26 protein-coding genes and 1 tRNA gene are annotated in these 22,898 nt (G+C 58.6%); 16 read left to right on the plus strand and 11 right to left on the minus strand.

Features of this window, described 5'->3' with window-relative positions:
• Nucleotides 1-36 precede the first annotated feature (36 nt).
• Genes INHI_RS0118375 through INHI_RS0118395 form a run of 5 tightly spaced genes read left to right on the plus strand, consistent with a single transcriptional unit; the run spans nt 37 to nt 2,906 of the window.
• Nucleotides 37-411, plus strand: coding sequence for an HPr kinase/phosphorylase (locus tag INHI_RS0118375; protein WP_036767165.1), 375 nt, complete (start codon nt 37-39; stop codon nt 409-411).
• Nucleotides 404-1,294 (plus strand): RNase adapter RapZ, encoded by an 891-nt coding sequence (rapZ, locus tag INHI_RS0118380; protein ID WP_036767167.1) that lies wholly within the window; start codon nt 404-406, stop codon nt 1,292-1,294. Before INHI_RS0118375 ends, rapZ begins: the two co-directional genes overlap by 8 nt.
• Before the next feature lie 9 nt (nt 1,295-1,303).
• A complete protein-coding gene (locus tag INHI_RS0118385; RefSeq protein WP_014876045.1) occupies nt 1,304-1,711 on the plus strand; it encodes a PTS sugar transporter subunit IIA in 408 nt (135 codons plus the stop codon).
• Nucleotides 1,712-1,981: an HPr family phosphocarrier protein gene (locus INHI_RS0118390; RefSeq protein WP_014876044.1), complete on the plus strand. Its 270-nt coding sequence runs from the start codon at nt 1,712-1,714 to the stop codon at nt 1,979-1,981.
• Nucleotides 1,982-2,015: 34 nt separating this feature from the next.
• Nucleotides 2,016-2,906, plus strand: coding sequence for a lysophospholipid acyltransferase family protein (locus INHI_RS0118395; RefSeq protein WP_014878897.1), 891 nt, complete (start codon nt 2,016-2,018; stop codon nt 2,904-2,906).
• Nucleotides 2,907-2,997: 91 nt separating this feature from the next.
• On the opposite strand, the gene INHI_RS0118400 is transcribed toward INHI_RS0118395, so the two are convergent.
• Nucleotides 2,998-3,873 carry a 3-hydroxybutyryl-CoA dehydrogenase gene (locus tag INHI_RS0118400; protein WP_027248536.1) on the minus strand — a complete coding sequence of 292 codons (876 nt, stop codon included), beginning with the start codon at nt 3,871-3,873 and terminating at the stop codon, nt 2,998-3,000.
• Between the two features lie 155 nt (nt 3,874-4,028).
• On the opposite strand from INHI_RS0118400, the gene INHI_RS0118405 reads away from it, so the two are divergent.
• A complete protein-coding gene (locus INHI_RS0118405) occupies nt 4,029-4,850 on the plus strand; it encodes a DUF6473 family protein (RefSeq protein WP_014876041.1) in 822 nt (273 codons plus the stop codon).
• A 91-nt stretch (nt 4,851-4,941) separates the two neighbouring features.
• Here INHI_RS0118405 and INHI_RS0118410 read toward each other — a convergent pair whose 3' ends face one another.
• The 6 genes from INHI_RS0118410 to INHI_RS0118435 form a co-directional block, all read right to left on the minus strand.
• On the minus strand, nt 4,942-5,868 hold the full coding sequence (locus INHI_RS0118410; RefSeq protein WP_014876040.1) for an electron transfer flavoprotein subunit alpha/FixB family protein: 927 nt from the start codon (nt 5,866-5,868) through the stop codon (nt 4,942-4,944).
• Entirely contained in the window at nt 5,868-6,626 is a 759-nt protein-coding gene (locus INHI_RS0118415; RefSeq protein WP_014876039.1) for an electron transfer flavoprotein subunit beta/FixA family protein, read from the minus strand. Before INHI_RS0118415 ends, INHI_RS0118410 begins: the two co-directional genes overlap by 1 nt.
• Nucleotides 6,627-6,959: 333 nt before the next feature.
• The gene (locus INHI_RS0118420; RefSeq protein ID WP_014876038.1) at nt 6,960-7,532 is read right to left on the minus strand and encodes a cob(I)yrinic acid a,c-diamide adenosyltransferase; all 573 of its coding nucleotides are present in this window, start codon (nt 7,530-7,532) and stop codon (nt 6,960-6,962) included.
• A gap of 3 nt (nt 7,533-7,535) precedes the next feature.
• Entirely contained in the window at nt 7,536-7,742 is a 207-nt protein-coding gene (locus INHI_RS0118425; RefSeq protein WP_014878898.1) for a twin transmembrane helix small protein, read from the minus strand.
• A 67-nt stretch (nt 7,743-7,809) separates the two neighbouring features.
• Complete coding sequence (locus tag INHI_RS0118430) at nt 7,810-8,640, minus strand: SDR family NAD(P)-dependent oxidoreductase (protein WP_027248537.1); 831 nt, start codon at nt 8,638-8,640, stop codon at nt 7,810-7,812.
• 33 nt (nt 8,641-8,673) lie between these two features.
• Nucleotides 8,674-9,375, minus strand: coding sequence for an SH3 domain-containing protein (locus tag INHI_RS0118435; RefSeq protein ID WP_027248538.1), 702 nt, complete (start codon nt 9,373-9,375; stop codon nt 8,674-8,676).
• A 313-nt stretch (nt 9,376-9,688) separates the two neighbouring features.
• Between INHI_RS0118435 and parC the strand changes: the two genes are divergently transcribed.
• The 3 genes from parC (at nt 9,689) to tuf (ending at nt 14,213) form a co-directional block, all read left to right on the plus strand.
• A complete protein-coding gene (gene parC, locus INHI_RS0118440) occupies nt 9,689-12,037 on the plus strand; it encodes a DNA topoisomerase IV subunit A (protein WP_027248539.1) in 2,349 nt (782 codons plus the stop codon).
• A gap of 127 nt (nt 12,038-12,164) precedes the next feature.
• Nucleotides 12,165-12,776, plus strand: coding sequence for a hypothetical protein (locus tag INHI_RS0118445; protein ID WP_027248540.1), 612 nt, complete (start codon nt 12,165-12,167; stop codon nt 12,774-12,776).
• Nucleotides 12,777-13,037: 261 nt separating this feature from the next.
• A complete protein-coding gene (gene tuf / locus INHI_RS0118450) occupies nt 13,038-14,213 on the plus strand; it encodes an elongation factor Tu (RefSeq protein ID WP_014876013.1) in 1,176 nt (391 codons plus the stop codon).
• A 398-nt stretch (nt 14,214-14,611) separates the two neighbouring features.
• Here the strand turns inward: tuf and INHI_RS0118455 are convergent, their stop codons facing one another.
• The gene (locus INHI_RS0118455; RefSeq protein WP_036767172.1) at nt 14,612-15,322 is read right to left on the minus strand and encodes a lysophospholipid acyltransferase family protein; all 711 of its coding nucleotides are present in this window, start codon (nt 15,320-15,322) and stop codon (nt 14,612-14,614) included.
• Nucleotides 15,323-15,474: 152 nt separating this feature from the next.
• On the opposite strand from INHI_RS0118455, the gene INHI_RS0118460 reads away from it, so the two are divergent.
• Nucleotides 15,475-15,550: transfer RNA gene (locus INHI_RS0118460), tRNA-Trp, on the plus strand.
• A 193-nt stretch (nt 15,551-15,743) separates the two neighbouring features.
• Here the strand turns inward: INHI_RS0118460 and INHI_RS0118465 are convergent.
• Nucleotides 15,744-17,936, minus strand: a complete 2,193-nt coding sequence (locus INHI_RS0118465; protein ID WP_027248541.1) for an O-linked N-acetylglucosamine transferase, SPINDLY family protein — start codon at nt 17,934-17,936, stop codon at nt 15,744-15,746.
• Between the two features lie 301 nt (nt 17,937-18,237).
• Here INHI_RS0118465 and secE point away from each other — a divergent pair, with 301 nt between their 5' ends.
• Together secE and nusG are read left to right on the plus strand one after the other, a co-directional pair.
• Nucleotides 18,238-18,435: a preprotein translocase subunit SecE gene (secE, locus tag INHI_RS0118470; protein WP_008560174.1), complete on the plus strand. Its 198-nt coding sequence runs from the start codon at nt 18,238-18,240 to the stop codon at nt 18,433-18,435.
• A gap of 243 nt (nt 18,436-18,678) precedes the next feature.
• Nucleotides 18,679-19,212: a transcription termination/antitermination protein NusG gene (gene nusG / locus INHI_RS0118475; RefSeq protein WP_014876030.1), complete on the plus strand. Its 534-nt coding sequence runs from the start codon at nt 18,679-18,681 to the stop codon at nt 19,210-19,212.
• Between the two features lie 59 nt (nt 19,213-19,271).
• Here the strand turns inward: nusG and INHI_RS21350 are convergent, their stop codons facing one another.
• Nucleotides 19,272-19,631 (minus strand): DUF6525 family protein, encoded by a 360-nt coding sequence (locus INHI_RS21350; protein ID WP_345741329.1) that lies wholly within the window; start codon nt 19,629-19,631, stop codon nt 19,272-19,274.
• Nucleotides 19,632-19,858: 227 nt separating this feature from the next.
• Here INHI_RS21350 and rplK point away from each other — a divergent pair, with 227 nt between their 5' ends.
• Together rplK and rplA are read left to right on the plus strand one after the other, a co-directional pair.
• Nucleotides 19,859-20,284, plus strand: coding sequence for a 50S ribosomal protein L11 (gene rplK, locus INHI_RS0118485; protein WP_014876029.1), 426 nt, complete (start codon nt 19,859-19,861; stop codon nt 20,282-20,284).
• A gap of 1 nt (nt 20,285) precedes the next feature.
• Nucleotides 20,286-20,984: a 50S ribosomal protein L1 gene (rplA, locus tag INHI_RS0118490; RefSeq protein ID WP_014878906.1), complete on the plus strand. Its 699-nt coding sequence runs from the start codon at nt 20,286-20,288 to the stop codon at nt 20,982-20,984.
• Between the two features lie 67 nt (nt 20,985-21,051).
• Here rplA and INHI_RS0118495 read toward each other — a convergent pair whose 3' ends face one another.
• Nucleotides 21,052-21,321, minus strand: a complete 270-nt coding sequence (locus tag INHI_RS0118495) for a hypothetical protein (RefSeq protein ID WP_027248543.1) — start codon at nt 21,319-21,321, stop codon at nt 21,052-21,054.
• Nucleotides 21,322-21,710: 389 nt separating this feature from the next.
• Between INHI_RS0118495 and rplJ the strand changes: the two genes are divergently transcribed.
• Nucleotides 21,711-22,229 carry a 50S ribosomal protein L10 gene (rplJ, locus tag INHI_RS0118500; RefSeq protein ID WP_027248544.1) on the plus strand — a complete coding sequence of 173 codons (519 nt, stop codon included), beginning with the start codon at nt 21,711-21,713 and terminating at the stop codon, nt 22,227-22,229.
• 81 nt (nt 22,230-22,310) lie between these two features.
• Nucleotides 22,311-22,685, plus strand: a complete 375-nt coding sequence (gene rplL, locus INHI_RS0118505) for a 50S ribosomal protein L7/L12 (RefSeq protein ID WP_014876026.1) — start codon at nt 22,311-22,313, stop codon at nt 22,683-22,685.
• Nucleotides 22,686-22,898: the final 213 nt, after the last annotated feature.

Genomic DNA, 22,898 nt, shown 5'->3' on the forward strand with positions numbered 1-22,898 from the left:
CACGCCAGCTGCGTCGACGTCGCTGGGAGTGGGTTATTGATAACAGGCGGATCCGGCAGTGGAAAATCGACATTGGCATTGCAGTTGATGGCCTTTGGGGCGGCGCTGGTCTCCGATGATCAGGTGATCGTGGCTGTAAACGATCAGGGGCTGGAGGCCTCAGCCCCTGAAGCCCTGCATGGCATGATCGAAGCGCGCGGCGTAGGGCTGTTGCGGGCCAGCGCATGTTCGCGATCCCGGCTGACCGCCGTTGTTGATCTGGAACAGCTTGAAACAGATCGCCTGCCACCCGAGCTGGAAACCATGATCCTGAACCAGCCAATCCGCCTGCTGCGCCGCGTCGATGGCCCCCAGTTCGCGCTCGCCCTGATACAGTTGCTCAAATACGGAAGCGTTAACCCCGATGCGTGACCCGGATATTGCCTGCGATCCGACGGCGGTGCCGATCGTCCTGGTGACAGGCCCGTCTGGTGCAGGGCGCACCACTGCGATCAATGTGCTTGAGGATCTCGGGTTTGAGGCGATTGACAACCTTCCTCTTCGACTACTGCCGGGACTGGTTGACGCCAACAGCCTGACTCGCCCGATGGCGCTTGGACTCGACAGTCGTAACCGGGATTTCTCCCCGGCGGCGCTGCTTGATGTCATCGATATGCTGTCCGCGCGCCGGAATCTTGACCTGACTGTGCTGTACCTTGATGCCGACCGTGAAGTCCTGCTGCGGCGCTATTCGGAAACTCGCAGGCGGCACCCGCTTGCTCCGGCAGAAGATCCGGAGGTCGGGGTCTTGCGTGAGATTGATCTGATGCTGCCGATCCGCGACCGCGCTGACCTGTTGCTGGATACCTCCGAATTGAACATCCATCAGCTAAAGGCGGATATCGAACGGCGCTTTGCCCCCGGCGGGCGGTCCTTGGCTGTGTCCTTGCAGAGCTTTTCCTATAAACGCGGCGTGCCGCGCAGTATCGATATGGTGTTTGATTGCCGCTTTCTGCGCAACCCTTACTGGGAACAGAGCCTGCGCAGTCTAGACGGGCGCGACGTGGCGGTACAGTCTTACGTTCGTGAGGACAGCCGCTATGAGCCGTTCTTCGATCGGGTGCTGGATCTGATCCGCTTGCTGTTGCCTGCCTACCGAGAAGAAGGTAAATCGCATCTCTCTATAGCATTTGGATGCACCGGAGGGCAGCACCGCTCGGTCACACTGGCAGAAACCCTGGCAAAGGATCTTGCGGAAGACGGGCAGCAGGTGTCAATTAGGCACCGCGAGCTGCACAGCCCGCGACAGAAGTGAGGGACCGGCTTGATCGGAATTGTGATCGTTGCACATGGGGGGTTGGCCAGAGAATATCTGGCCGCCGTGGAGCATGTCGTGGGTCCTCAGGTCTGCCTTGAGGCTATCAGTATCGGTCCGGAAGATGACCGGGACGAGAAACAGCGCGAGATCTGCCGGGCCGCTGATGCGGTCGACAGCGGCGGTGGCGTTGTGGTGGTCACCGATCTGTTTGGCGGGTCTCCGTCTAATCTCAGCCTTTTGGCCTGCACCCCAGCTAATCGAAGGATTCTCTATGGGGCCAATCTTCCTATGCTAATCAAACTGGCAAAATCCCGCCATCTACCGGTGGCCGATGCGGTCCGGCATGCCATGGAGGCGGGTCGCAAGTACATTAACGCCCAAAACATCAACCCCGAAGGGGAGCAAGCGCACTAAATGGTTCAGAAAACGCTGAAAATCGTCAACGAAAAAGGACTGCACGCGCGCGCATCGGCCAAGCTGGTTGAAGTGGTTGAAGGCTTTGATGCCACGGCCGAGGTGTCGCGGGATGGGTTGTCGGCGTCCGGAGACAGCATCATGGGGCTTTTGATGTTGGCAGCCTCAAAAGGAACGACTATTGACATCGAGACTTCGGGCCCGGATGCAGAGGCGCTGGCCTCAGCGCTGGATACGCTTGTTGCCGATAAGTTCGGCGAAGGCTACTGAGGCTCATTCACGATTACGGAACAGGACAAGGCACTTGGCGGATACTGCGCATGATCGGGACACTGGCGTGACGCCAGGGACCGAAGAGACCGGCGAGATCTATGACCGCCGGACGCTCACCTACGCCAATTCCTTTGACGATCGCTGGACGTCGCTTGCGATCCGGGCGATCGAATGGTGCACAGGAAAGCTGACAATCCTGCGCATGGTGCGTCGTTTTGAACGCAGTAATGCTGAATATCGTGGTCAGAAATTCTGGCGCGGTGCCCTGAATGTAATGGGTATCGATCTCGAAACGCCCATGGAACAGATCCAGCGGATCCCTGGTGAAGGACCGGTGGTTGTGGTTGCGAACCACCCACATGGCATGGTCGATGGCATGATCTTTGCGGACCTCATTGGCCGGGTACGGCAGGACTACCGGATCCTGACACGCTCGGTACTGACCGGATTGGATGAGGCGGCGACCTCTTTCATGATCCCGGTGCCATTCCCCCACGACCCCGAAGCGCAAAGCAAGATGGTCGAAATGCGGGCCAAAACCATGGCTCATCTGAAGGAGGGCGGTGTGGTGGCGTTGTTCCCCTCCGGTGTGGTGATGTCGTCAGAGACATGGTTCGGCCCCGCGATTGAGCAGGAGTGGAACGTCTTCACGGCGCAGCTGATCCGTCGTTCCGGCGCGCGGGTGGTGCCAATTTTCTTCCCGGGCAGCAATTCCCGGTGGTACCAGATCGCCAACCGGGTGTCGCCAATCCTGCGGCAGGGGTTGCTGCTGCATGAGATCGTGCGATCCTGCAATAAACCACAAAGCCCGGTTGTCGGCGAACCGCTGACCGAGGCGCAGATGGAAAAACTGCAGAGCGATCCGCGCGGTTTTATGGCCTGGCTGCGGGAGCATACGCTCAGCCTCGGCGAAAACAGCTGATCAATCGCCAGTTCTTCTTCTGGCTAAAATACCCCTGGGTGAATCGGTCGCCAGAGCAAGAGGGGGCAACGCCTCCTCTTCCCATTCAGGATCAGCGCGTCGGCACCGGTGTTTCACCGCGATAGTCATAGAATCCGCGCTGCGTCTTGCGGCCAAGCCAGCCAGCTTCCACATATTTTGTCAGCAGCGGGCAGGGGCGGTATTTTGTATCCGCCAGACCGTCATGCAACACGTTCATGATCGCCAGGCAGGTGTCCAAGCCGATGAAATCAGCCAGCTCCAATGGACCCATCGGGTGGTTGGCACCCAGTTTCATCGACTCGTCGATTGATTTCACCGATCCCACGCCCTCATAGAGGGTATAAACCGCTTCGTTGATCATCGGCATCAGAATGCGGTTCACGATGAAGGCGGGGAAATCTTCGGCGCTGGCGGCAGTCTTGCCCAGCTTTTCAACCACCGCATGGCAGGCTGAGAAGGTGGCCTCATCAGTGGCGATACCACGGATCAGTTCGACCAACTGCATCACCGGCACCGGGTTCATGAAATGGAACCCCATGAACCGCTCTGGGCGGTCGGTGCGGCTGGCCAGTCGGGTGATGGAAATCGAAGATGTGTTGGACGTGAGAATCGTGTGCGGCAGGAGATGCGGCAGCAGATCCTCGAAAATGGCCTGCTTAACAGTCTCCCGCTCTGTCGCCGCCTCGATCACCAGATCGGTCTTGCCAATATCGGCCAGCGTGAGTGAGGTCGAGATGCGCCCCAGCGTGGCCTCAACTTCGGTCTGGTCAATCTTGCCTTTGCTGGCTTGACGGGCCAGATTTTTCTGAATCGCGCTTACGGCTGCGTCCAGCGCTTGCTGATTTATATCATTAAGAACAACGTTGTAGCCTGCCAAGGCCATCACGTGAGCGATGCCATTGCCCATCTGGCCTGCACCAATCACGCCTATTTTCTGGATGTCCATCGCTCATGCCTCTTGGGAGTTTTCCGGCGGATCATACTGGCGGGTCTGCGGAGGGCACAAGGCCGATTGGGTGGCTTTTTAGGCAAAGTTGAGCATTAGCATTTCATCAACGGATCTCGGGTTAGGTGAGTCTCGGGTGAAATTTGGTGGGTATTATGAGCTATGAACTCAAGAGCGCGACAGCGCTTGCGGGCGAGCCTTGCAGCTATGCGGGTTCGAAATTATTGGTCCGCGGGCCGGCGCGTAATCTGACTGAACCATATTTGGCATTTATTGGCGGCACAGAGGTCTTTGGACGTTTTGTCGAACGACCGTTTGTATCTGAAGCCGAGGCGTTGCTTGACCGTGTCTGCGTGAACCTCGGCAGTGTGAACGCCGGGGTCGACAGTTTCCTGAGCGATCCTGATCTTCTGGAAATCGCGGGCCAGGCTGAAACCACGCTGCTGCAGGTGCTTGGTGCACAGAATATCTCCAACGGCTATTACAAGGTGCATCCGCGACGCAATGACAGGTTCCTCTGCGCACATGACCCGTTGCTGGAACTTTACCCGGAAGTGGACTTTACCGAATATCACTTCAACAAGCATCTGCTGAGCGCGCTCAGATCTTGCTGCACAACCCGTTACGAAACGGTTCGCGATCACTTGCAGGATACTTGGGTTGAGCGGATGGGAGAGTTGATCTCGGCCCTGAACGGTGCGGTGACGCTTTTGTGGGTGCATTATGACGTCGACCAGCAGGCGTTGTTTGGTCACGAACCTGCGCTCGTGGACCGGCCCATGGTGGATGCGCTGCGCGCCCGCGTCCTCGGGGTGTTGGAAATTCCCGTACATACGGCACGTGACGCCGCTGACATTGACGGCATGTTTTACGGCCAACTTGATCTGCCCTCGGCGCAGCGCATGCTGGGACCGAAGGAGCATCTGCGAATAGCACAACAGGTGGCGCAGTATCTGCGGCCCCGCCTGACCACATAGGCCCAGCTCCATCGGAAAACTGCCCTATGGATGGCCACGGAAAAAGCCCGCAACATCAGTTGCGGGCTCCTTCATGAGATATCTGCGAAGTTTACAGCTTCTCGATCAGCTCAGGCACGGCCTGGAACAGGTCAGCGACAAGACCATAATCGGCCACTTGGAAGATCGGCGCCTCTTCGTCCTTGTTGATCGCAACGATGATCTTGGAGTCTTTCATACCAGCCAGGTGCTGGATTGCACCGGAGATGCCAACCGCAACATAAAGCTCTGGTGCGACGACCTTACCGGTCTGACCCACCTGCCAGTCGTTCGGCGCGTAACCTGAATCAACTGCTGCGCGGGATGCACCAACTGCGGCACCCAGCTTGTCTGCGAGGCTTTCGATCAGTTTGAAGTCTTCCTCGGAGCCAACACCGCGACCACCGGAAACAACCACACCGGCCGACGTCAGTTCAGGGCGGTCGCTTGCGGCGACCTTGTCTTCAACCCATTCGGACAGGCCGGGGTTCTCAGCTGCGGAGATGGTGTCAACAGAGGCAGAACCGCCGTCGCCAGCCGCATCAAAGGTGGAGGTCCGGAAGGAGATCACCTTTTTCGCATCACGCGACTTTACGGTCTGCACCGCGTTGCCTGCGTAGATCGGGCGCTCGAAGGTGTCGCCATCAACAACGCCGGACACGTCCGAGATCACCATGACATCCAAGAGGGCCGCCACGCGGGGCAGAACGTTCTTGGCGTCTGTGGTCGCGGGCGCAACAATATGCTCGTAGTCGGATGCCAGCGAGGCGATCAGCGCTGCAGTTGGCTCCGCCAGGCGGTGTCCCAGCGACGCATCTTCGGCAACCAGAACTTTGGCGACGCCAGCAATCTTGGCGGCTTCTTCGCCAGCGGCGGCTGCGGAAGCGCCGGCGGCCAGCACCGTAACATCGCCCAGTTTGCCCGCAGCGGTAACCGCTTTTGCGGTTGCGTCCAGCGCCAGCGCGCCATCGGTCACTTCGGCAAGGAGAAGAACAGCCATTACACAGCCCCCGCTTCTTTGAGTTTCCCGACCAGCTCATCAACGGAACCAACAATAATGCCTGCGGCACGAGCTGCGGGTTCGGTGGTCGAAATGATTTCCAGACGCGGCGAGACATCGACGCCGTAGTCAGCGGCAGTTTTCTCGTCGAGCGGCTTTTTCTTCGCCTTCATGATGTTCGGCAGCGAGGCATAGCGCGGCTCGTTCAGGCGCAGGTCGACCGTGACGATAGCGGGCATCTTCACTTTGATGGTCTGCAGGCCGCCGTCCACTTCGCGAGTCACAACAGCGTTGTCGCCATCGACGTCCAATTCAGAGGCAAAAGTACCCTGGGACCAGCCCAAGAGCGCAGACAGCATCTGACCGGTTGCGTTCATGTCGTTGTCGATTGCCTGTTTGCCGGCCAGAACCAGACCGGGCTGCTCTTCTTCGACGACTTTGGCTAGGATCTTGGCAACGGCCAGCGGTTCGATGTCGGTGTGAACATCATCAGCGGCGTTGACGAGGATTGCGCGATCGGCGCCCATGGCCAGCGCGGTCCGCAGGGTTTCCTGCGCCTGCTTCACACCGATGGAGACAACAACGATCTCATCTGCTTTGCCAGCTTCCTTGAGGCGGATGGCCTCTTCGACGGCGATTTCGTCGAACGGGTTCATCGACATTTTGACGTTGGCGAGATCGACACCGCTGCCGTCCGCTTTGACGCGGACCTTCACGTTGTAGTCAATCACGCGCTTGACAGGCACGAGTACCTTCATTTTGCGTTCTCTCCTTAACAAACGGCAAGCCGCCGGGGCGACTCTCCTCCATGCTCTCGCGATGTTGATAGCGGCTTAGATTGCGCCGCAACAGGGCAAAATCGTCACGTTACCGCCCTCCGACGTCGCGTCTGACGGTTTGCATCAGCAGTTTTGCAGGAATGTTGCGACGGAAGATGCTGCACTGCCGCAAGGGAAGCAGATCGTGGCGCAGAATCATGGCCCGTCGGCAAGGCGGTCCGCTTGCCAGTGTAGCCATTGGCGAACTTCGGGCAGATGACGCGCCGTACAGGCTGACCGGCCTGTACGGCGCCAGAAAGATGCCTCGGGGTGCTAGCGATTGGCGCCAGGCACCCACAGAACATCGCGTGCCCCATTGTCGTTGGCAGCGCGCGATGCGACGAAGAACCAGTCCGAGAGCCGGTTGAGATATTTCACCGCCGCCGGATTGATGTCCTCCTGCGTGGCAAGGTCGGTCGCCAAACGTTCAGCGCGCCGCGCCACAGTGCGGCAGACATGCAGGTGCGCGGAGAGGGCGGCACCGCCAGGCAGCACGAAGCTGCGGAGCGGCGAGAGTTCCGCGTTCATCGCATCAATTTCCGCTTCCAGCCGCGAGACCTGCGCATCGGCAACCCGCAGGGGCGGGTAGTCGGCATGAGCGTCCTTGTCCATTTCCGGCCGACACAGATCTGCGCCAAGATCAAAAAGGTCATTCTGGATGCGGGCCAGAGCGGCATCCATCTCATTCTCGGCCTCCAGCCGGGCCACTCCGACAAAGGCGTTCAGCTCATCCGAGGTGCCATAGGCATTCACCCGCGCGGAATGTTTGGCCACACGGTCGCCATTGCCAAGCGCAGTGTCCCCCTTGTCGCCGGTGCGGGTGTAGATCTTGTTCAATACGACCATGGCTCACTGACCTCCCTGGCTGCGAAGATAAACATAGCCAAGGATGAACACCACGGCGAGAAACTGAAACAGGATGCGCAGACGCATCATCTTATTGGCGTTTCTGGCGTTGAAGGCACCACCGGCGCCGAACCCACCAATGCCGATCACCAGCACGATGACAGTTGCTGCGATCGCAGCAATCGCCAGGATGTAGAGCGGATCGCCCATCTTTTCATATTCCTTGTTTCTTGTCGCGCCAGCGGCTGCCCCCATGGCAGGTCTGACCGCGCATCAGCTATCTAAGCCGCGCGAGGATGCGGTCAATCGCGCGTGTGGTCAGGATGCGTTTTAGCACACCGCCAACATGGGTCGGCACAGTGACATAGTAACGCGGATGCGGGCGTCGGCTCTCGCAGGCGTGAACCAGCTTGACCGTAACAGCGGAGGCCGGGAGTTCAAATCTGTCTGGTCCGGTGCTCTCATAGAGACGTTTTAGCAGGCTCGTCTCATAGCGATCACGCAGGGCGGAATTCTCCCAGTCGACGTATTTCTCGAAATGCGGAATGGCCTTCTCGCGGATCTTGGATGTAACGGGGCCGGGTTCGATCAGGATGACCCTGATTCCGCTGTCCCGCAGTTCAACCCGCATGGTGTCGGTCAGCCCCTCAATCGCGTGTTTGGTGGCGACATAGGCCCCGCGCCAAGGGAAACTCACAAATCCGAGGATCGAGGAATTCTGCACGATGCGCCCATGCCCCTGTGCGCGCATCACCGGGATGACGTTGCGGGTCAGCTCGTGCCAGCCAAAGACATTGCTTTCAAAGATACTGCGCAGCCCGTCGGTGGAGACATCCTCAACCGCGCCGGGGAGGCCATGGGCGCCGTTGTTGAACAGCACATCCAATGTGCCGCCGGTGTGCTCCAGCACTTCGTCAAGGCCGCTGCGGAGCGTCTCAGCATTGGTGTAGTCCATCAACGGGCTGATGAACCCCTGCGCCCGCAACCTGTCGCAATCGACGCGTTGACGGCAGGCGGCAAAAACAGTCCAGCCGCGTTCGCGCATCCCATGGGCTGCATCCAGGCCGATCCCGGAAGAGCAGCCTGTCATCAGGATTGTTTTTTGCATAAATCCCCTCGCGCGGTCACCTGTACCGGCGCTTTATGGGCGTTTCTGGCTCACCAGGGAAGCGGCAATCCAGCCAACTTTGCCGTCTTTTACGGTGCGCAGGTGCAGCCAGCCGGTACCAATATCTTCAAACACCGCAACCTCCTCGCCATTGCTCAGCCGGTCAACGATTGGATAAACCGTGCCCGGACCGGAGCGCATGTTGACGCGCGTTGCCGTGATGGAGCGAATATCAGCGTCCGGCTCCACGATTTCCTGCGGGTCGGTCTCAATCGCGGCCTGGATCAGAGGTTGCGCCGACAACCCGTCGGTGAGCGAGGCCAGCTGTACTGCGCCGGATGTCGCCGTGGACGTTTGGAAACTCGCTTGAGACGCTGAGGTGGCCGAAAATGCTGCATCGCTGTTGCTGAGACCTGCGCCGATCGCGGCAATCTGCTCCATCGCCACCCGAGAGCGCAGCGCAGGGTCGGCGGCTGGTCGCGCAGGTTTCCTGTTCGTTGCTTGCGCCCTATCACTCTGCGGGACGCGTAGCGCCACCTTGCTGACCAGAGATTCGGCCGTTACCTCGGTGCTGCGCACAGATGTATTTGATGGGCTACTGTCATTGCCAAAGGCTGCTCTGGCGATATCAACTGCGGCCGAGGGCCCCTTCGGCGGCTCAAAATCGGCGCCGCCACTGGCTTCGTAGAAGCCCCAGCCCAAGAATAGAAACGATGCAATAACAAAACGCGACATATACAAATCCCCCCCAGGATCAGCTTGAAAACCTGTGCAAATTCACGAATGGCGAGCCTCCGCCCTCATGCAGGTAATACGCACCTGCAACACAGTTTGTTCCAGCATCTTCAAATCCTACAGCAGTTTAACGAGTCGCAATAGGGGAGAGGTGGCCGCTTTCTCCCCCGATCGACCGACGTTGCACGCGAAGAGATGTCGGCGTTCGGCACACCCTCACACGTGGTAGTGGTCGGGCCGATATATGGGGGTAACTCCGCATTTTCTTACGGCCCCGCTTTACCACGACTGGAGGGGACAGTATCACCAATACATGACCGACCTGGTAGATGATCAAGACACCCCCGATTCCCCCGCATCCGGAGAAGTACTGGAACCGTTGCGCCGCGCGATTGGCGAGCGTTACCTGACCTATGCTCTCAGCACCATCATGCACCGGGCATTGCCCGACGCGCGTGATGGCCTGAAACCGGTGCATCGCCGCATTCTCTACGCCATGAGCCGCCTGCGACTCACCTCCACCGGCGGTTTTCTGAAATCGGCTAAGATTTCCGGCGACACCATGGGTGATTTCCATCCTCACGGTGATGCCGCGATCTATGATGCCATGGCGCGTCTGGCGCAGGACTTTAACGTCCGCTACCCGCTGGTGGACGGTCAGGGCAACTTTGGCAATATCGACGGTGATAACCCTGCGGCCTCGCGCTACACCGAAGCGCGGATGACCTTCGTCGCCGAGGCGATGTTGGAAGGCCTGAGTGAAAACGCCGTTGATTTCCGCGATAACTACGACGGACGCCTGACTGAACCGGCGGTACTGCCGGCAACATTCCCGAATATCCTCGCCAATGGTGCAGCGGGTATCGCTGTGGGGATGGCGACAAATATTCCGCCGCATAACATCGGCGAATTGATTGATGCCTGCCTGCATCTGATCAAGACCCCTGATGCGCGCGATGACACCCTTCTGAACTATGTGCCCGGGCCGGATTTCCCCACAGGGGGCATTATCGTTGAGCCTAAGGAAAACATCGCCAAGGCCTACAATACTGGTCGTGGTTCTTTCCGCCTGCGCTGTACCCATGAGGTCGAGGATCTGGGCCGCGGCCAATGGCAGATCGTCATCACCGAAATTCCCTATCAGGTGCAGAAATCCAAGCTGATCGAAAAGATCGCGGAACTGATCCAGACGAAGAAGATCCCGATCTTGGCTGACGTGCGCGACGAGTCGGCCGAGGATATCCGCATCGTTCTTGAGCCAAAGTCCAAGAATGTGGATCCCGAAGTGCTGATGAACATGATGTTCCGCAATTCGGATTTGGAAATTCGCTTCAGCCTTAACATGAACGTGCTGATCGACGGCGTCACGCCCAAGGTCTGTTCGATGAAAGAGGTGCTGCGCGCTTTCCTTGATCACCGTCGCGACGTTCTGCAGCGCCGGTCGCAGCACCGGATGGACAAGATCGATCATCGTCTTGAGGTGCTCGAAGGTTTCATCATCGCCTTCCTCAATCTGGATCGTGTCATTGATATCATCCGGTATGACGATGATCCGAAGGCCGCGTTGATGCGGGAAAACTGGTCGCTGGATCACCCGCGCGCCTATACCGAAGCTGACTACGTTTCGCCCGCTATCGGCGCCGGGGAGTTGACCGAGGTGCAGGCCGAAGCGATTCTCAACATGCGCTTGCGCAGCCTGCGCCGTCTGGAAGAGATCGAACTGGTCCGCGAACGTGACGCCCTGCGCGAGGAACGTGCCGGGCTGGTTGAACTGCTGGCATCAGAGGATCTGCAATGGTCCCGCATCGCTGAGCAGTTGAAGGACACCAAAAAGCAGTTCGGCAAAACCTATGAGGGCGGCCCCCGTCGCACCCGCTTTGCCGAGGCGGGAGAGGTTGAAGAGGTCCCGCTGGAAGCTATGATCGACCGTGAGCCGATCACGGTCGTATGCTCACAGATGGGGTGGATCCGGGCGATGACGGGCCATATCGACCTGGGGCGCGAACTGAAGTTCAAGGATGGCGACGGCCCCCGCTTCATCTTCCATGCCGAAACCACAGACCGGCTGCTGGTCTTCGCCTCCAACGGACGGTTCTACACGATTTCCGCGTCCAATCTGCCCGGCGGACGCGGCATGGGAGAACCTTTGCGGCTGATGGTCGATCTGCCGAATGAGGTTGAGATCGTCGATATCTTGATCCACAACCCGGAAGGCCGCCTGCTGGTCGCCTCGGATGCCGGCAATGGTTTCATCTGCGCGGAGAAAGATATCGTCGCCCAGACCCGTAGCGGCAAACAGGTGCTGAACGTCAAAGACGACGACCGCGCCAAGATCTGTATCCGGGTGACGGGTGACCACGTTGCGGCGGTGTCCGAGAATGGCAAATTCCTTGTTTTCGCAGTTGAGGAGATGCCGGAACTGACCCGAGGCAAAGGCGTGCGTCTGCAGAAATACAATATGGCGCGTGGCAAGCAGGGATCGTTGGAGCTTGATGGCGGGCTGAGTGATGTCACCACCTTCAATTGGGACGATGGTATCAGCTGGGAAATGGGTGGCGGCAAGACACGGCACGAGACCGACTTGGGGCAATGGCTAGGCAAACGTGCCGGTATCGGCAAACGGCCGCCTTATGGTTTCCCGCGCAACTACAAATTCAAATGAGGCGTCTCTTGCGGCCACGCACCTGTGGCCTCAGCGCCACCCGTCGGAACCACACGGCCATCATGGCTTTACCGGTTCCGTACGGGGCGGCTATCTGAAGACGTCTGTTAATTGAAATGAGACTGCTATGATCCGGATCTTCGCTCTCCTGGCCGCCATGGTCGCCGTTGCCGCCTGTACCGCGGCCGCGCCTGACGAACCGCTGGAGGATCTTGGTACCTTCAAGCTCGGCCATAATATCGTCATCGCCTCCAAGGTGCAGATGGTGCCTGGCTCACGTGAAGTCTCGCAGGAGGAATGGGTCGATATCCTCACCAATGAGGTTGATGCCCGATTCAGCCAATATAACGGGGATAAGATCTATCACTTCGGAATCAGTGTTGAGGGCTATTTTGTTGCCCCTGGCGGTGTGCCCCTCGTGCTCAGCCCGAAATCGGTTCTGGCCATTAACGTGACCGTCTGGGATGACGCCGCAGGCACCAAGCTGAACAAGGCCGTGAAAAAATTCACCGTATTCGAGACGACAACAGCAGATAGTTTCCTGGTTGGATCAGGTCACGCCCGTACCCGGGAAGAGCAGATGCTGGGGCTCGCGCGCAACGCCGTCGGCCAGATCGAAGACTGGCTGGTGGAGCAGCGCAAGGAAAACGGCTGGTTTGAGCCGGAACAGGGCAGTGCTGCGGACCTCGGTGAAGATGCCACCGCCGCAAGCGCTGGGCAAACGGCGGCGGCTGGCTGACGTTCTCAGGTCGTAGTTTTCATCGTTGTGAGACTGCAGAAGTTCGCGCGTATAACGCGCGAGTTGGCGGTCTTGTTCTGACATCAGCCTAACTGCGATGGGCCGGGCACGCGGGCTGTGGGGTCTCGTCTACGATCTTACGGTGATTTGCGCGCCGACGTGCCGGAACGGGTTGATTTTCACCTGCAAACCAAATAAGCCGCGCGCGCAGAGGAAATTCGGGTCGGGTTTCGACCCCCAATTCAAAAGGGCGCCTACAGAATGGCTAAGGAAAAGTTTGAACGTACAAAACCGCACGTCAACATCGGCACCATCGGCCACGTTGACCACGGCAAGACCACGCTGACCGCAGCGATCACCAAGTATTTTGGTGACTTCAAAGCCTACGACCAGATCGATGGCGCACCTGAAGAGAAAGCGCGCGGGATCACCATCTCGACCGCGCACGTGGAATATGAGACCGAAGCCCGTCACTACGCCCACGTCGACTGCCCCGGCCACGCTGACTATGTGAAGAACATGATCACCGGTGCGGCGCAGATGGACGGCGCGATCCTGGTTGTGAACGCTGCTGACGGCCCGATGCCGCAGACCCGCGAGCACATCCTGCTGGGCCGCCAGGTTGGCATCCCGAAGATGGTCGTGTTCATGAACAAAGTGGACCAGGTTGACGACGAAGAGCTCCTGGAGCTGGTCGAAATGGAAATCCGCGAACTGCTGTCTTCCTACGACTACCCCGGCGACGATATCCCGATCGTTGCAGGTTCGGCTCTGGCGGCGATGGAAGGCAACAAGCCTGAAATCGGCGAAGAGAAGATCAAGGAACTGATGGCGGCTGTTGACGATTACATCGACACCCCTGAGCGCGCTGTTGACCAGCCGTTCCTGATGCCGATCGAAGACGTGTTCTCGATCTCCGGTCGTGGTACCGTTGTGACCGGTCGTGTTGAGCGCGGCGTGATCAACGTTGGCGACTCGATCGAAATCGTTGGTATCCGTGACACCTCCACCACCACCTGTACCGGTGTGGAAATGTTCCGCAAGCTGCTGGATCGTGGTGAAGCTGGCGACAACATCGGCGCGCTGCTGCGCGGTGTGGACCGTGACGGCGTTGAGCGTGGTCAGGTTCTGTGTAAGCCGGGTTCTGTGAAGCCGCACACCAAGTTCGAAGCTGAGGCCTATATCCTCACCAAAGAAGAAGGTGGTCGTCACACCCCGTTCTTCGCGAACTACCGTCCGCAGTTCTACTTCCGCACCACCGACGTGACCGGCACCGTGACCCTGCCTGAGGGCACCGAGATGGTTATGCCGGGCGACAACCTGAAGTTCGACGTTGAGCTGATCGCACCGATCGCGATGGAAAACGGCCTGCGTTTCGCCATCCGCGAAGGCGGCCGCACCGTCGGCGCCGGCGTTGTGTCGAAAATCACCGACTAAGGTCGAGTTTCCATAGGAAACTCTGGCCAGTGGTGACAGCTGGTTTTCGCTAGAAAATCGCCGAGAGCCACACCGGTGAAACAAAAGAAAGGCCGCTCCAAACGGGGCGGCCTTTTTCTATGTGGTGACATTTGAACAGGGCAGGGGGCGATTTGTGACCTGAGCGAGACGGGAAAGCGGCCGACTTCCCTCTTATGGCTTTTATAAACACTAGCGTTACGGGGATTTCTGCCAAGGCACGGTTGGTGTTGTCCGGGGGCGCTTTTATCCGAATCTCGCTGTAGTGCAGGAAAGCAGATCCACAAACTACGCGGTCTCCGGGGCTGGCAGAGTTTGAGGGGTAGTCTCCGCATCGGTGACCAATTCACCAACCGAAACTGCGGCGAAAAACGCTCTAACTAACTAGCCTGATTCTTCTGGCTCTGACCGTCGCGTTCGACCGCCGCATCTGCCCTATCTGTAATCTCATCCAGGGAGGCCTCCAGCCTCAGGCGCAGCTTTTCGGCCTGCTCGTCACTTGGCTTCTTAGGCACCTCCTCTGTCCATTCCTGACATAGGAGAACACCACGCGAAAATGGCAGGGGCAGCATCTGCCGGTCCCAGGTTGGCAGCTTAATCACTTTCCGTTCTGCAAACGCGACGGTGAACACACGGCATCCGGTCATCCGCGCCCACGTGATCGGCACGCCCGAGGACACCCGCGCCGGGCCGCGCGGGCCGTCAGCGGCAATGCCGATCGAACACCCTTCCTTGGTGCGGCGCAGCACTTCGCGGGACAGCGCCACATGGCGTTTGTGGCTGGACATCGGGATGGTCTCAAACCCCAGACGGACGAGAATCTGTCCCGCCAGCCGTCCGGCGCGGGCGGCGGAGGTCAGCGCGCAGATCCTGCCCAGAGAGGTGTCAAACAGATAGGGAGCCATGATCAGCCGCTGGTGCCAGAGCACGAAGATCACGGGTTCCCCCGAGGCGACGCAGGCATCCATCTCCTCAAATCCGCGACGCTCCCAGCGTGAGGTTCGATAGGCGAAACGCACATAGCCCGCCAGCAGCGCCTCAACGGCGCGGTTCACCTTCGGGCTGTCAGCGATTTTCTTACGCAGGCTCACTCTGGGCTCTTTCTTCTGGATCCTTTGTTCTGTCATACTGGAGCGCGACAGTCGGGACCAGTCATCCCGGGCTGAGACAGGGAAATCAGGGAAATTTCGGTGATTTCCCTCTTGCCAGCCGCGCAGCTCTGGCTTAGGAACTGCCGCACCGTAGGGGTATAGCTCAGTTGGTAGAGCGACGGTCTCCAAAACCGTAGGTCTCGGGTTCGAACCCTGATGCCCCTGCCACTCTCTCATCTCAGAAACGAGACATCCCACACGGGCCTTGTCTCGATTCGCTGCCCCACAGCCGCAGCTGCGCCTGTCCGCTCTCTCTTCGTGGATCGGTCTCGCTGGATCCAGCCCGCATGGCAGGCAAAACGCCTCCGCCGCCTTTCTGGGGCGGGGAAGGCGTTGGGTTTCAGGGGTGACGATTGCCCAATCAGGCGGCGTGAATGGGCGTGCCTGCGGCCTGTGCTGCGCTGTAGCTGTCGGTTGGTTTTGCCGGCAGCACATCCTCGGCCGGAACCGTCACATGCTGTGGCAGCAGTGCGTCGCAGTGGCGGGCAAAGACCATGTCCAATCCCCGCTCCAGATCCATCATGTAACCTGCCGTATCAAACAGCGGTGCCTTGGATTGCATCAGGCGCAGTTTGCTGCGCAGCGCCATCAGCTGGTCGCGATCACTGGCCAGTTCTAGAGCGCGCGCCTCATAGGCCTGGGGCGTCGTTGTCTGCAACTCCTCCATACCGGCTGCAGCCAGCAGGCCGGCGGTGGTGCGTGCAGCGAACTGGCGACCGGCCATCGTCAGCACAGGTAGCCCGGCAACCAGTGCATCACGGGCCGCAGGACCGGCATTGAGGGTGAAACTGTCGAGGAAGAGATCCGCAACCATGCTGCGCGCCATCCGCTCTTCACCGGTGCAAGGCGTTGCAAAGATCACGCGGTCCGGGTCGACACGGCGATCGCCTGCTGCCTGCCGAAGAGCCGCCTGCGCCTCTTCGGGGTGATCCGCCAGCCAGAGCACGCTGCCGTCGATCTTGGTCAGCAGGCGCATCCAGATGTCGAACTCACGCGGTGTTATCGCGTGGCCGGCGGTGAAACTGCAGAATACAAATGCCTCATCCGGCAGGCCACAATCGCGGCGGCTGAACTGATGTCCAGACAAATCCTGCGGCCCTGAAACACTCTGGTAACTGTGCGGCAGGCGGATCAGATGCTCCTCGAAATATCGCTCACTACCGGGCGGGCAGGTGACGGCATCCCCGACGATATAATCATAGGCGGGGGTGCCCATGGTGCCTGGGAAGCCTGGCATGGCGATTTGAACAGGTGCAATCCGGGCCGAGAATACGGTTGCATCAGCCTCTTGCGTGTAGCTGGTCAGATCAATCGCAATATCCAGCTGATCTGCCACGGCCTGCGTCTTGATCGTGGTGGGCGACAGTCCGCGAATGTCACGGTGTAGGACACCGACAAGATCTGCGCGCGGCGCGCTGGCGGTGTAGACATATAGGGAGAACCGGCTCTGGTCATGGCGGGCTAGCAGGCTGTCGAGCAGCCGCAGTGCGTCCAGATCCTGATTTGAGCTGACAAAATAGCCAACACGAAGTTGCGGGGGCCGCGTCTCTGCCCGAGGGCGTTGTGGCGCCGGATCCGACTGTAGCCCTGCACTGGCATGGGCCTGCATCCGGATACGTAGGAGGTCGGGGTTATCTTCGAGACCGATCTGAGCCTGAGGCGCACAGGCGGAGCCGCGCAGCCCCAGATGGCGACGGTGATCCTGATATTCGTCGAGCCAGCGCCAGTCGCAAAGATCCGCCATCAAGCGCAGCTTCTGGGCGCGGGCACGATCATCGTTTGGGCGGGCCAGCAGAATCTGTTCCAGATTGCGGATCGCCTCAACCCTGTCGCCGGCCATGCCGGTGAGCTGGGCGAGATTATAGCGTGCCTCCAGAAAACCCGGCGCAAATCGCGCGGCCCGTCCGTAGAGATCGCGCGCGATGCCCAGATTACCGAGCTGTCGCTGGATATTGGCGCGGTTGTAGAGCAGCTGCGCATTGTCCGGCGCCTGATCAATTGCACTGGCAAAGCACTGGTCCGCCTCAATGATGCGATCCTGATCCAACAGTGTATTGCCCAGATTATTGAGCGCAGACAGGCAGGTCGAATCAAGCGCCAGTGCCTTTTTGTAAAGCGCGACCGCATCCTCCGGCCGGTTCTGGCGGCGGTAAACATCGCCCATCGCAGCAAAGGTCGTGGCCGAGGTCGGGTTCAGTTCGCAAGCCTTGTTGAGGCAGGTCGCAGCCTCATCCAGCGCGGCCTGTGCCAGATGGCAGCGGCCAAGCAATTCCCAGAGGAAAGCAGATTTACGATGGCTGTTCAGCAATTCGGCGCACCGGGCTGCAGCCTGCTGATGTTGCCCGTGCTGAAACAGCGCGGTCAGTTGCTCCTGCAGTTCAGGATCCAATTTGGCGTCCGCCTGCTTTGGCCGCGCGTGGTCGCGCCCGGAAAGTTTACCGGAAATTTGCATGGTCAGCGGTGGGGTTGCCTGCGCTTCGCGCTGGGTGGCGGCCCCTGCTGGGGTGGTTTGACTCAGGCGGGTAGCCTGTGGATCGTTCTGTGCGAGGGTCATGGAATCCTATCTCATAATCGCGCTCGGTGGCGGGCAGGGCGCGATGTGATGGCATCTGCGCTGCCCGGTGGCGATATTTATGCCTCTCGAAAATTAAGATAGAATTGACTGCACCAGCGGCGGTTGGCGCGTCTGTTCTGGCAGGGGCGATCATCACGGGGCTTCAACGGACGGTGGGCTTGTGCCTGTCCAGTCAGACACCGGACGCCAGATGCCGGTGCGCGATCCGCGGTGGGGCTTGAAATTGCCATGGTCTGCGTTTAAATCGCTGTTTGATTGCTAGCAGAGAGAATCCCGCCTCATGGCCACCACCAACCCCGTCCAGTTTATTCAGCAGGTCCGCGCCGAAGTTTCCAAGGTCGTCTGGCCGACCCGCCGTGAGGTGCTGCTGACCACCGTGATGGTGTTTGTCATGGCGGCGCTTACGGCCGTGTTCTTTGCCATTGTGGATATTCTGATCCGCTTTGGGCTTGAGGGCATCTTGGGCATGTTCGGCTAACTCAGCCTGACGACCCCGTGTTGCGCATCGTTGCGACACAGGGGGTTAGGCTTTGCAATTGACGGCTCACCTCTTGATCTTGCCCCCCCGGGGCGGTAGGTGAGCGCTTAGCTCTGACGTAGGCGTGTGGCGATTCGTGTCGCGCGCCGCTTTTTGTTAGAGGGCAGCCGCGAGAGGCTGCATTTTATTTCAGCAGCGGCACGACAGTCTAGTCGGCCAAGAGACACAAGGACGATCAGGTTCATGGCGAAACGGTGGTATTCGGTCAGCGTTCTTTCGAACTTCGAAAAGAAAATCGCAGAGCAGATCCGCACGTCGGTCGCAGAACAGGGCCTTGAAGACGAGATCGACGAAGTTCTGGTCCCCACCGAAGAGGTGATCGAGATTCGTCGCGGCAAGAAAGTCTCGACAGAGCGTCGCTTCATGCCCGGCTACGTGCTGGTGCATATGGAAATGTCCGATCGTGGCTACCACCTGATTTCCTCCATTAACCGGGTCACCGGCTTCCTCGGTCCGCAAGGCCGCCCGATGCCGATGCGCGACGCCGAAGTGCAGGGGATCCTGGGCCGCGTTCAGGAAGGCGAAGAAGCGCCGCGCACGCTCATCTCCTTTGAAGTGGGCGAAAAGGTCAAAGTCAACGATGGACCGTTCGAAGATTTCGACGGCATGGTCGAAGGCGTCGACGACGACAATCAAAAACTCAAGGTCACCGTGTCCATCTTTGGCCGGGAAACCCCGGTGGAACTGGACTTCACTCAGGTGACCAAGCAGGGGTGATAACGCCCCTTTTGTTTCTATGCGAACGTGAGATAAGGCGACCCCGAGTGGGTCGCCTTTTATCTTTTGGATGAAACCGCATCAGGATGAGACGATCCCCAGATCTTTTGTGCATCCTTAGCCGTCAGTTTCCGCTGGATCCGATTCAGTTCGCCAAAAGCGTGTGTTCTGTCACCTGTGCGGGCCAGCGCCTTGTTGAAGGTGCGATGAACGGACTTGGCGCTCCAAGGTAGGACGGCGGATGAGATCCAGCGGCGCAGGTCTGGCGGGAGGCAGTCGTAATCCTGCATCGGGTTTCCACGGCGCGGTTTACGTTTCAGGCTGGTTTGACCGCAGTTTCCAGTCATCTTGAGGCCTTTGGTAGGGGTGGTTTTAAAGGTTGCCGCAGCAAGTGGTTGCGAAATGTTATATGATATCATTACGCATGAAAAGTCACTTGCCCTTGTATCAGGCAATCTGGCCGGTTGTTTACTGGCGCGCACCTCTCCCAACCCCTTGCCAACCCCCGCATTCCCCTATACACGCCGCCTTTATCGCCTTCGGGCGAGATTCTCTCGTGGGAGATCTAGGGATCGCGATCCTGACATCGGACCACGCAACATTCTCCGGGCAGGACGCGTCCTGTCCTCGTTGAAAGGAACACCAAATGGCTAAGAAGCTTGTTGGCACAATGAAGCTGCAAGTGCCCGCCGGTAAGGCAAACCCATCCCCGCCGGTCGGTCCGGCACTGGGTCAGCGCGGCATCAACATCATGGAATTCTGCAAGGCGTTCAACGCCAAGACCGCAGACATGGAGCCTGGCGCGCCGTGCCCGACCGTGATCACCTACTATCAGGACAAGTCCTTCACCATGGACATCAAGACGCCGCCTGCGTCTTACTACCTGAAGAAGGCCGCCAAAGTGAAATCCGGCGCGAACAACCCGTCGCGCGAAACCGTGGGCACCGTCAGCGTTGCTCAGGTGAAGGAAATCGCCGAAGCGAAAATGAAAGATCTGAACGCGAACGACATCGAAGCCGCGATGCAGATCATCCTGGGCTCTGCCCGCTCCATGGGCATCGAGGTGAAGTAAGATGGCTAAGCTCGGTAAACGGACCCGCGCTGCGCGCGAAGCTTTCGCTGGTAAGGACAACCTGTCGGTGGAAGAAGCAGTCGCTCTGATCAAAGCGAACGCAAACGCAAAATTCGACGAAACCATCGAAATCGCCCTGAACCTCGGCGTTGACACCCGTCACGCAGACCAAATGGTTCGCGGCGTTATCGGCCTGCCCAACGGCACCGGCAAAGACATGCGTGTTGCTGTTTTCGCTCGTGGCGCGAAGGCTGACGAAGCCAAAGAAGCTGGCGCGGACATCGTCGGTGCAGAAGACCTGATGGAAACCATCCAGGGCGGCACCATCGATTTCGATCGCTGCATTGCAACCCCTGACATGATGCCGATCGTTGGCCGTCTGGGTAAAGTGCTTGGCCCCCGCAACCTGATGCCGAACCCCAAGGTTGGCACCGTGACCATGGACGTGAAAGCGGCCGTGGAAGCAGCCAAAGGTGGCGAAGTTCAGTTTAAGGCTGAAAAAGGCGGCGTTGTACACGCAGGCGTTGGCAAAGCGTCCTTCGACGAAGCCAAGCTGATCGAGAACGTCAAGGCGTTCATCTCGGCAGTCGCCAAGGCAAAGCCAGCTGGTGCCAAAGGCGCCTACATGAAGAAAATCGCTCTGTCCTCCACCATGGGCCCGGGCGTTACCGTTGACGTGGAAACCGCGGTTACCGAGTAATCGGTAGTACAGCTGATGTCAGGAGGGCGGCACCGCAAGGGCCGCCCTTTTTCTTTGGGAGGTGGGTTTACTTGGCCAAGTCGGAGAGGGTGCCAATCTCAGAGAGGTCGACTAACAGGAAGTTTCCGTCGTAGTCGTATACTCCAACTTTGAGTTTTGGGTTTTCAGTTTCTTCGCTGAGCGTATCGACGCGGTTCTGAATATCGCGCCAAACGCCTTTTGTGACTTTTTGCTCATACCAAAGGCGGAGCTCCTCTGCTCTTATCGTGGTCCAGCCCTTGGTTAGCACTAGCTCGTCAATGCGGGATTCGAGCATGTCTTGGTGACGTCTATTCATTTTCTTAATCCTACTTTGCTTCAGTAAAAATACTTTAAAAATTTAAAACATGTTTGTCAACTTAAAAGTTGATCGAAGGCTCTGGTGGATTGCCTATCTCAAATTTCTATTTTCGCCCTTGGAAATCCCCTCAAATGCGACTAACTACGGCCTTGAAGTAAAGCGTGCGATTCGTCGTGCGCTTTATTTCATTTCGTCCAAGATGGTGGGTGGCCTGTCGATCGGGTCTTAATTTCCCTCCTGAGACGGGAACGACCAAAGGATCGAGGGAATTCCTACCCTCGGGTGATTTTGGCTCACCCCGTTAAAACGGACTTGAACGCCGGACAGCAATGTTCGGCACATCAATGAGCCGGGATGCGCAAGTGTCCCTAAACTTGGAGAGAACTGTGGATAGAGCCCAGAAAGAGAGAGTGGTCGAGGAACTCGGCCAGATCTTCGAAAGCTCTGGCGTGGTGGTCGTAGCCCACTACACCGGTCTGACAGTTGCTGAGATGCAGGATCTGCGGGCGCGCGCAAGCGACGCTGGCACCTCCGTGCGTGTTGCCAAGAACAGGCTCGCCAAAATCGCCCTCGAGGGTAAGCCGTGTGAAAACATGTCTGACCTGCTGACGGGGATGACCGTACTGACCTATTCCGAAGATCCTGTGTCCGCCGCTAAGGTGGCAGAGGATTTCGCCAAGGAGAACAAAAAGTTCGAAATCCTTGGCGGCGCAATGGGTGAGAACGCTCTGGACCGTGCCGGCGTTGAAGCCGTGTCGAAAATGCCTTCGCGCGACGAGCTTATTGCTCAGATCGCAAGCTGCATCGGCGCACCTGCTTCCAACATCGCTGGCGCAATTGGCGCACCTGCAAGCAACATCGCAAGCATTCTTTCGACCATCGAAGAGAAGGCGGAAGCTGCGTAAGCGGTTGGCACTGAATGACTGGCGTCAGGCACCTGCCTGCACGTTGGAACACACACACTGTAAACGGAAAGAGCTGATAAAATGGCTGATCTGAAGAAACTGGCAGAAGACATCGTTGGTCTGACCCTGCTTGAAGCACAAGAACTGAAAACCATCCTGAAGGATGAGTATGGCATCGAGCCCGCAGCTGGCGGCGCAGTTGTCATGGCAGCTGGCGGCGACGCCGGTGGCGCAGCTGAAGAAGAAAAGACCGAATTCGACGTCGTTCTGAAGAACGCCGGCGCTTCCAAGATCAACGTGATCAAAGAAGTTCGCGGCATCACCGGTCTTGGCCTGAAAGAAGCCAAAGAGCTGGTCGAAGCTGGCGGCAAGATCAAAGAAGGCGTGGACAAAGCCGAAGCAGAAGACATCAAAGGCAAGCTGGAAGCAGCTGGCGCCGAAGTCGAGCTGGCCTAAGCTACGCGATACGGGACAACACTGGGGGCCGGTTCCGGCGCCCTCTGAACATCCCGGAAATTTGGCTGGGCCCGGTGAAAACCGGGTCCAGCCGAACCTGTCTTAGAAAGGGCCCAAACTTCTGGGCGTTTTTTCAGGCGAGGTTCAAAGGATCGGGAGGCCACCATTCGGGAAGGTGGTCATGAATTGATCCGAACACGCTGTCTCGTATGG

Origin of the sequence: Phaeobacter inhibens DSM 16374 (genome assembly GCF_000473105.1) — a bacterium.
GTDB classification, from domain to species: domain Bacteria; phylum Pseudomonadota; class Alphaproteobacteria; order Rhodobacterales; family Rhodobacteraceae; genus Phaeobacter; species Phaeobacter inhibens.

What these genes read in the sequence shown, in the direction of transcription:
- rapZ (WP_036767167.1), top strand. Translation starts at nt 404, where the DNA reads ATGCGTGACCCGGATATTGCCTGCGATCCGACGGCGGTGCCGATCGTC.
- INHI_RS0118390 (WP_014876044.1), top strand. Translation starts at nt 1,712, where the DNA reads ATGGTTCAGAAAACGCTGAAAATCGTCAACGAAAAAGGACTGCACGCG.
- INHI_RS0118400 (WP_027248536.1), bottom strand. Translation starts at nt 3,873, where the DNA reads ATGGACATCCAGAAAATAGGCGTGATTGGTGCAGGCCAGATGGGCAAT.
- INHI_RS0118405 (WP_014876041.1), top strand. Translation starts at nt 4,029, where the DNA reads ATGAGCTATGAACTCAAGAGCGCGACAGCGCTTGCGGGCGAGCCTTGC.
- INHI_RS0118410 (WP_014876040.1), bottom strand. Translation starts at nt 5,868, where the DNA reads ATGGCTGTTCTTCTCCTTGCCGAAGTGACCGATGGCGCGCTGGCGCTG.
- INHI_RS0118415 (WP_014876039.1), bottom strand. Translation starts at nt 6,626, where the DNA reads ATGAAGGTACTCGTGCCTGTCAAGCGCGTGATTGACTACAACGTGAAG.
- INHI_RS0118420 (WP_014876038.1), bottom strand. Translation starts at nt 7,532, where the DNA reads ATGGTCGTATTGAACAAGATCTACACCCGCACCGGCGACAAGGGGGAC.
- INHI_RS0118425 (WP_014878898.1), bottom strand. Translation starts at nt 7,742, where the DNA reads ATGGGCGATCCGCTCTACATCCTGGCGATTGCTGCGATCGCAGCAACT.
- INHI_RS0118430 (WP_027248537.1), bottom strand. Translation starts at nt 8,640, where the DNA reads ATGCAAAAAACAATCCTGATGACAGGCTGCTCTTCCGGGATCGGCCTG.
- INHI_RS0118435 (WP_027248538.1), bottom strand. Translation starts at nt 9,375, where the DNA reads ATGTCGCGTTTTGTTATTGCATCGTTTCTATTCTTGGGCTGGGGCTTC.
- parC (WP_027248539.1), top strand. Translation starts at nt 9,689, where the DNA reads ATGACCGACCTGGTAGATGATCAAGACACCCCCGATTCCCCCGCATCC.
- INHI_RS0118445 (WP_027248540.1), top strand. Translation starts at nt 12,165, where the DNA reads ATGATCCGGATCTTCGCTCTCCTGGCCGCCATGGTCGCCGTTGCCGCC.
- tuf (WP_014876013.1), top strand. Translation starts at nt 13,038, where the DNA reads ATGGCTAAGGAAAAGTTTGAACGTACAAAACCGCACGTCAACATCGGC.
- INHI_RS0118465 (WP_027248541.1), bottom strand. Translation starts at nt 17,936, where the DNA reads ATGACCCTCGCACAGAACGATCCACAGGCTACCCGCCTGAGTCAAACC.
- secE (WP_008560174.1), top strand. Translation starts at nt 18,238, where the DNA reads ATGGCCACCACCAACCCCGTCCAGTTTATTCAGCAGGTCCGCGCCGAA.
- nusG (WP_014876030.1), top strand. Translation starts at nt 18,679, where the DNA reads ATGGCGAAACGGTGGTATTCGGTCAGCGTTCTTTCGAACTTCGAAAAG.
- INHI_RS21350 (WP_345741329.1), bottom strand. Translation starts at nt 19,631, where the DNA reads ATGATATCATATAACATTTCGCAACCACTTGCTGCGGCAACCTTTAAA.
- rplK (WP_014876029.1), top strand. Translation starts at nt 19,859, where the DNA reads ATGGCTAAGAAGCTTGTTGGCACAATGAAGCTGCAAGTGCCCGCCGGT.
- rplA (WP_014878906.1), top strand. Translation starts at nt 20,286, where the DNA reads ATGGCTAAGCTCGGTAAACGGACCCGCGCTGCGCGCGAAGCTTTCGCT.
- INHI_RS0118495 (WP_027248543.1), bottom strand. Translation starts at nt 21,321, where the DNA reads ATGAATAGACGTCACCAAGACATGCTCGAATCCCGCATTGACGAGCTA.
- rplL (WP_014876026.1), top strand. Translation starts at nt 22,311, where the DNA reads ATGGCTGATCTGAAGAAACTGGCAGAAGACATCGTTGGTCTGACCCTG.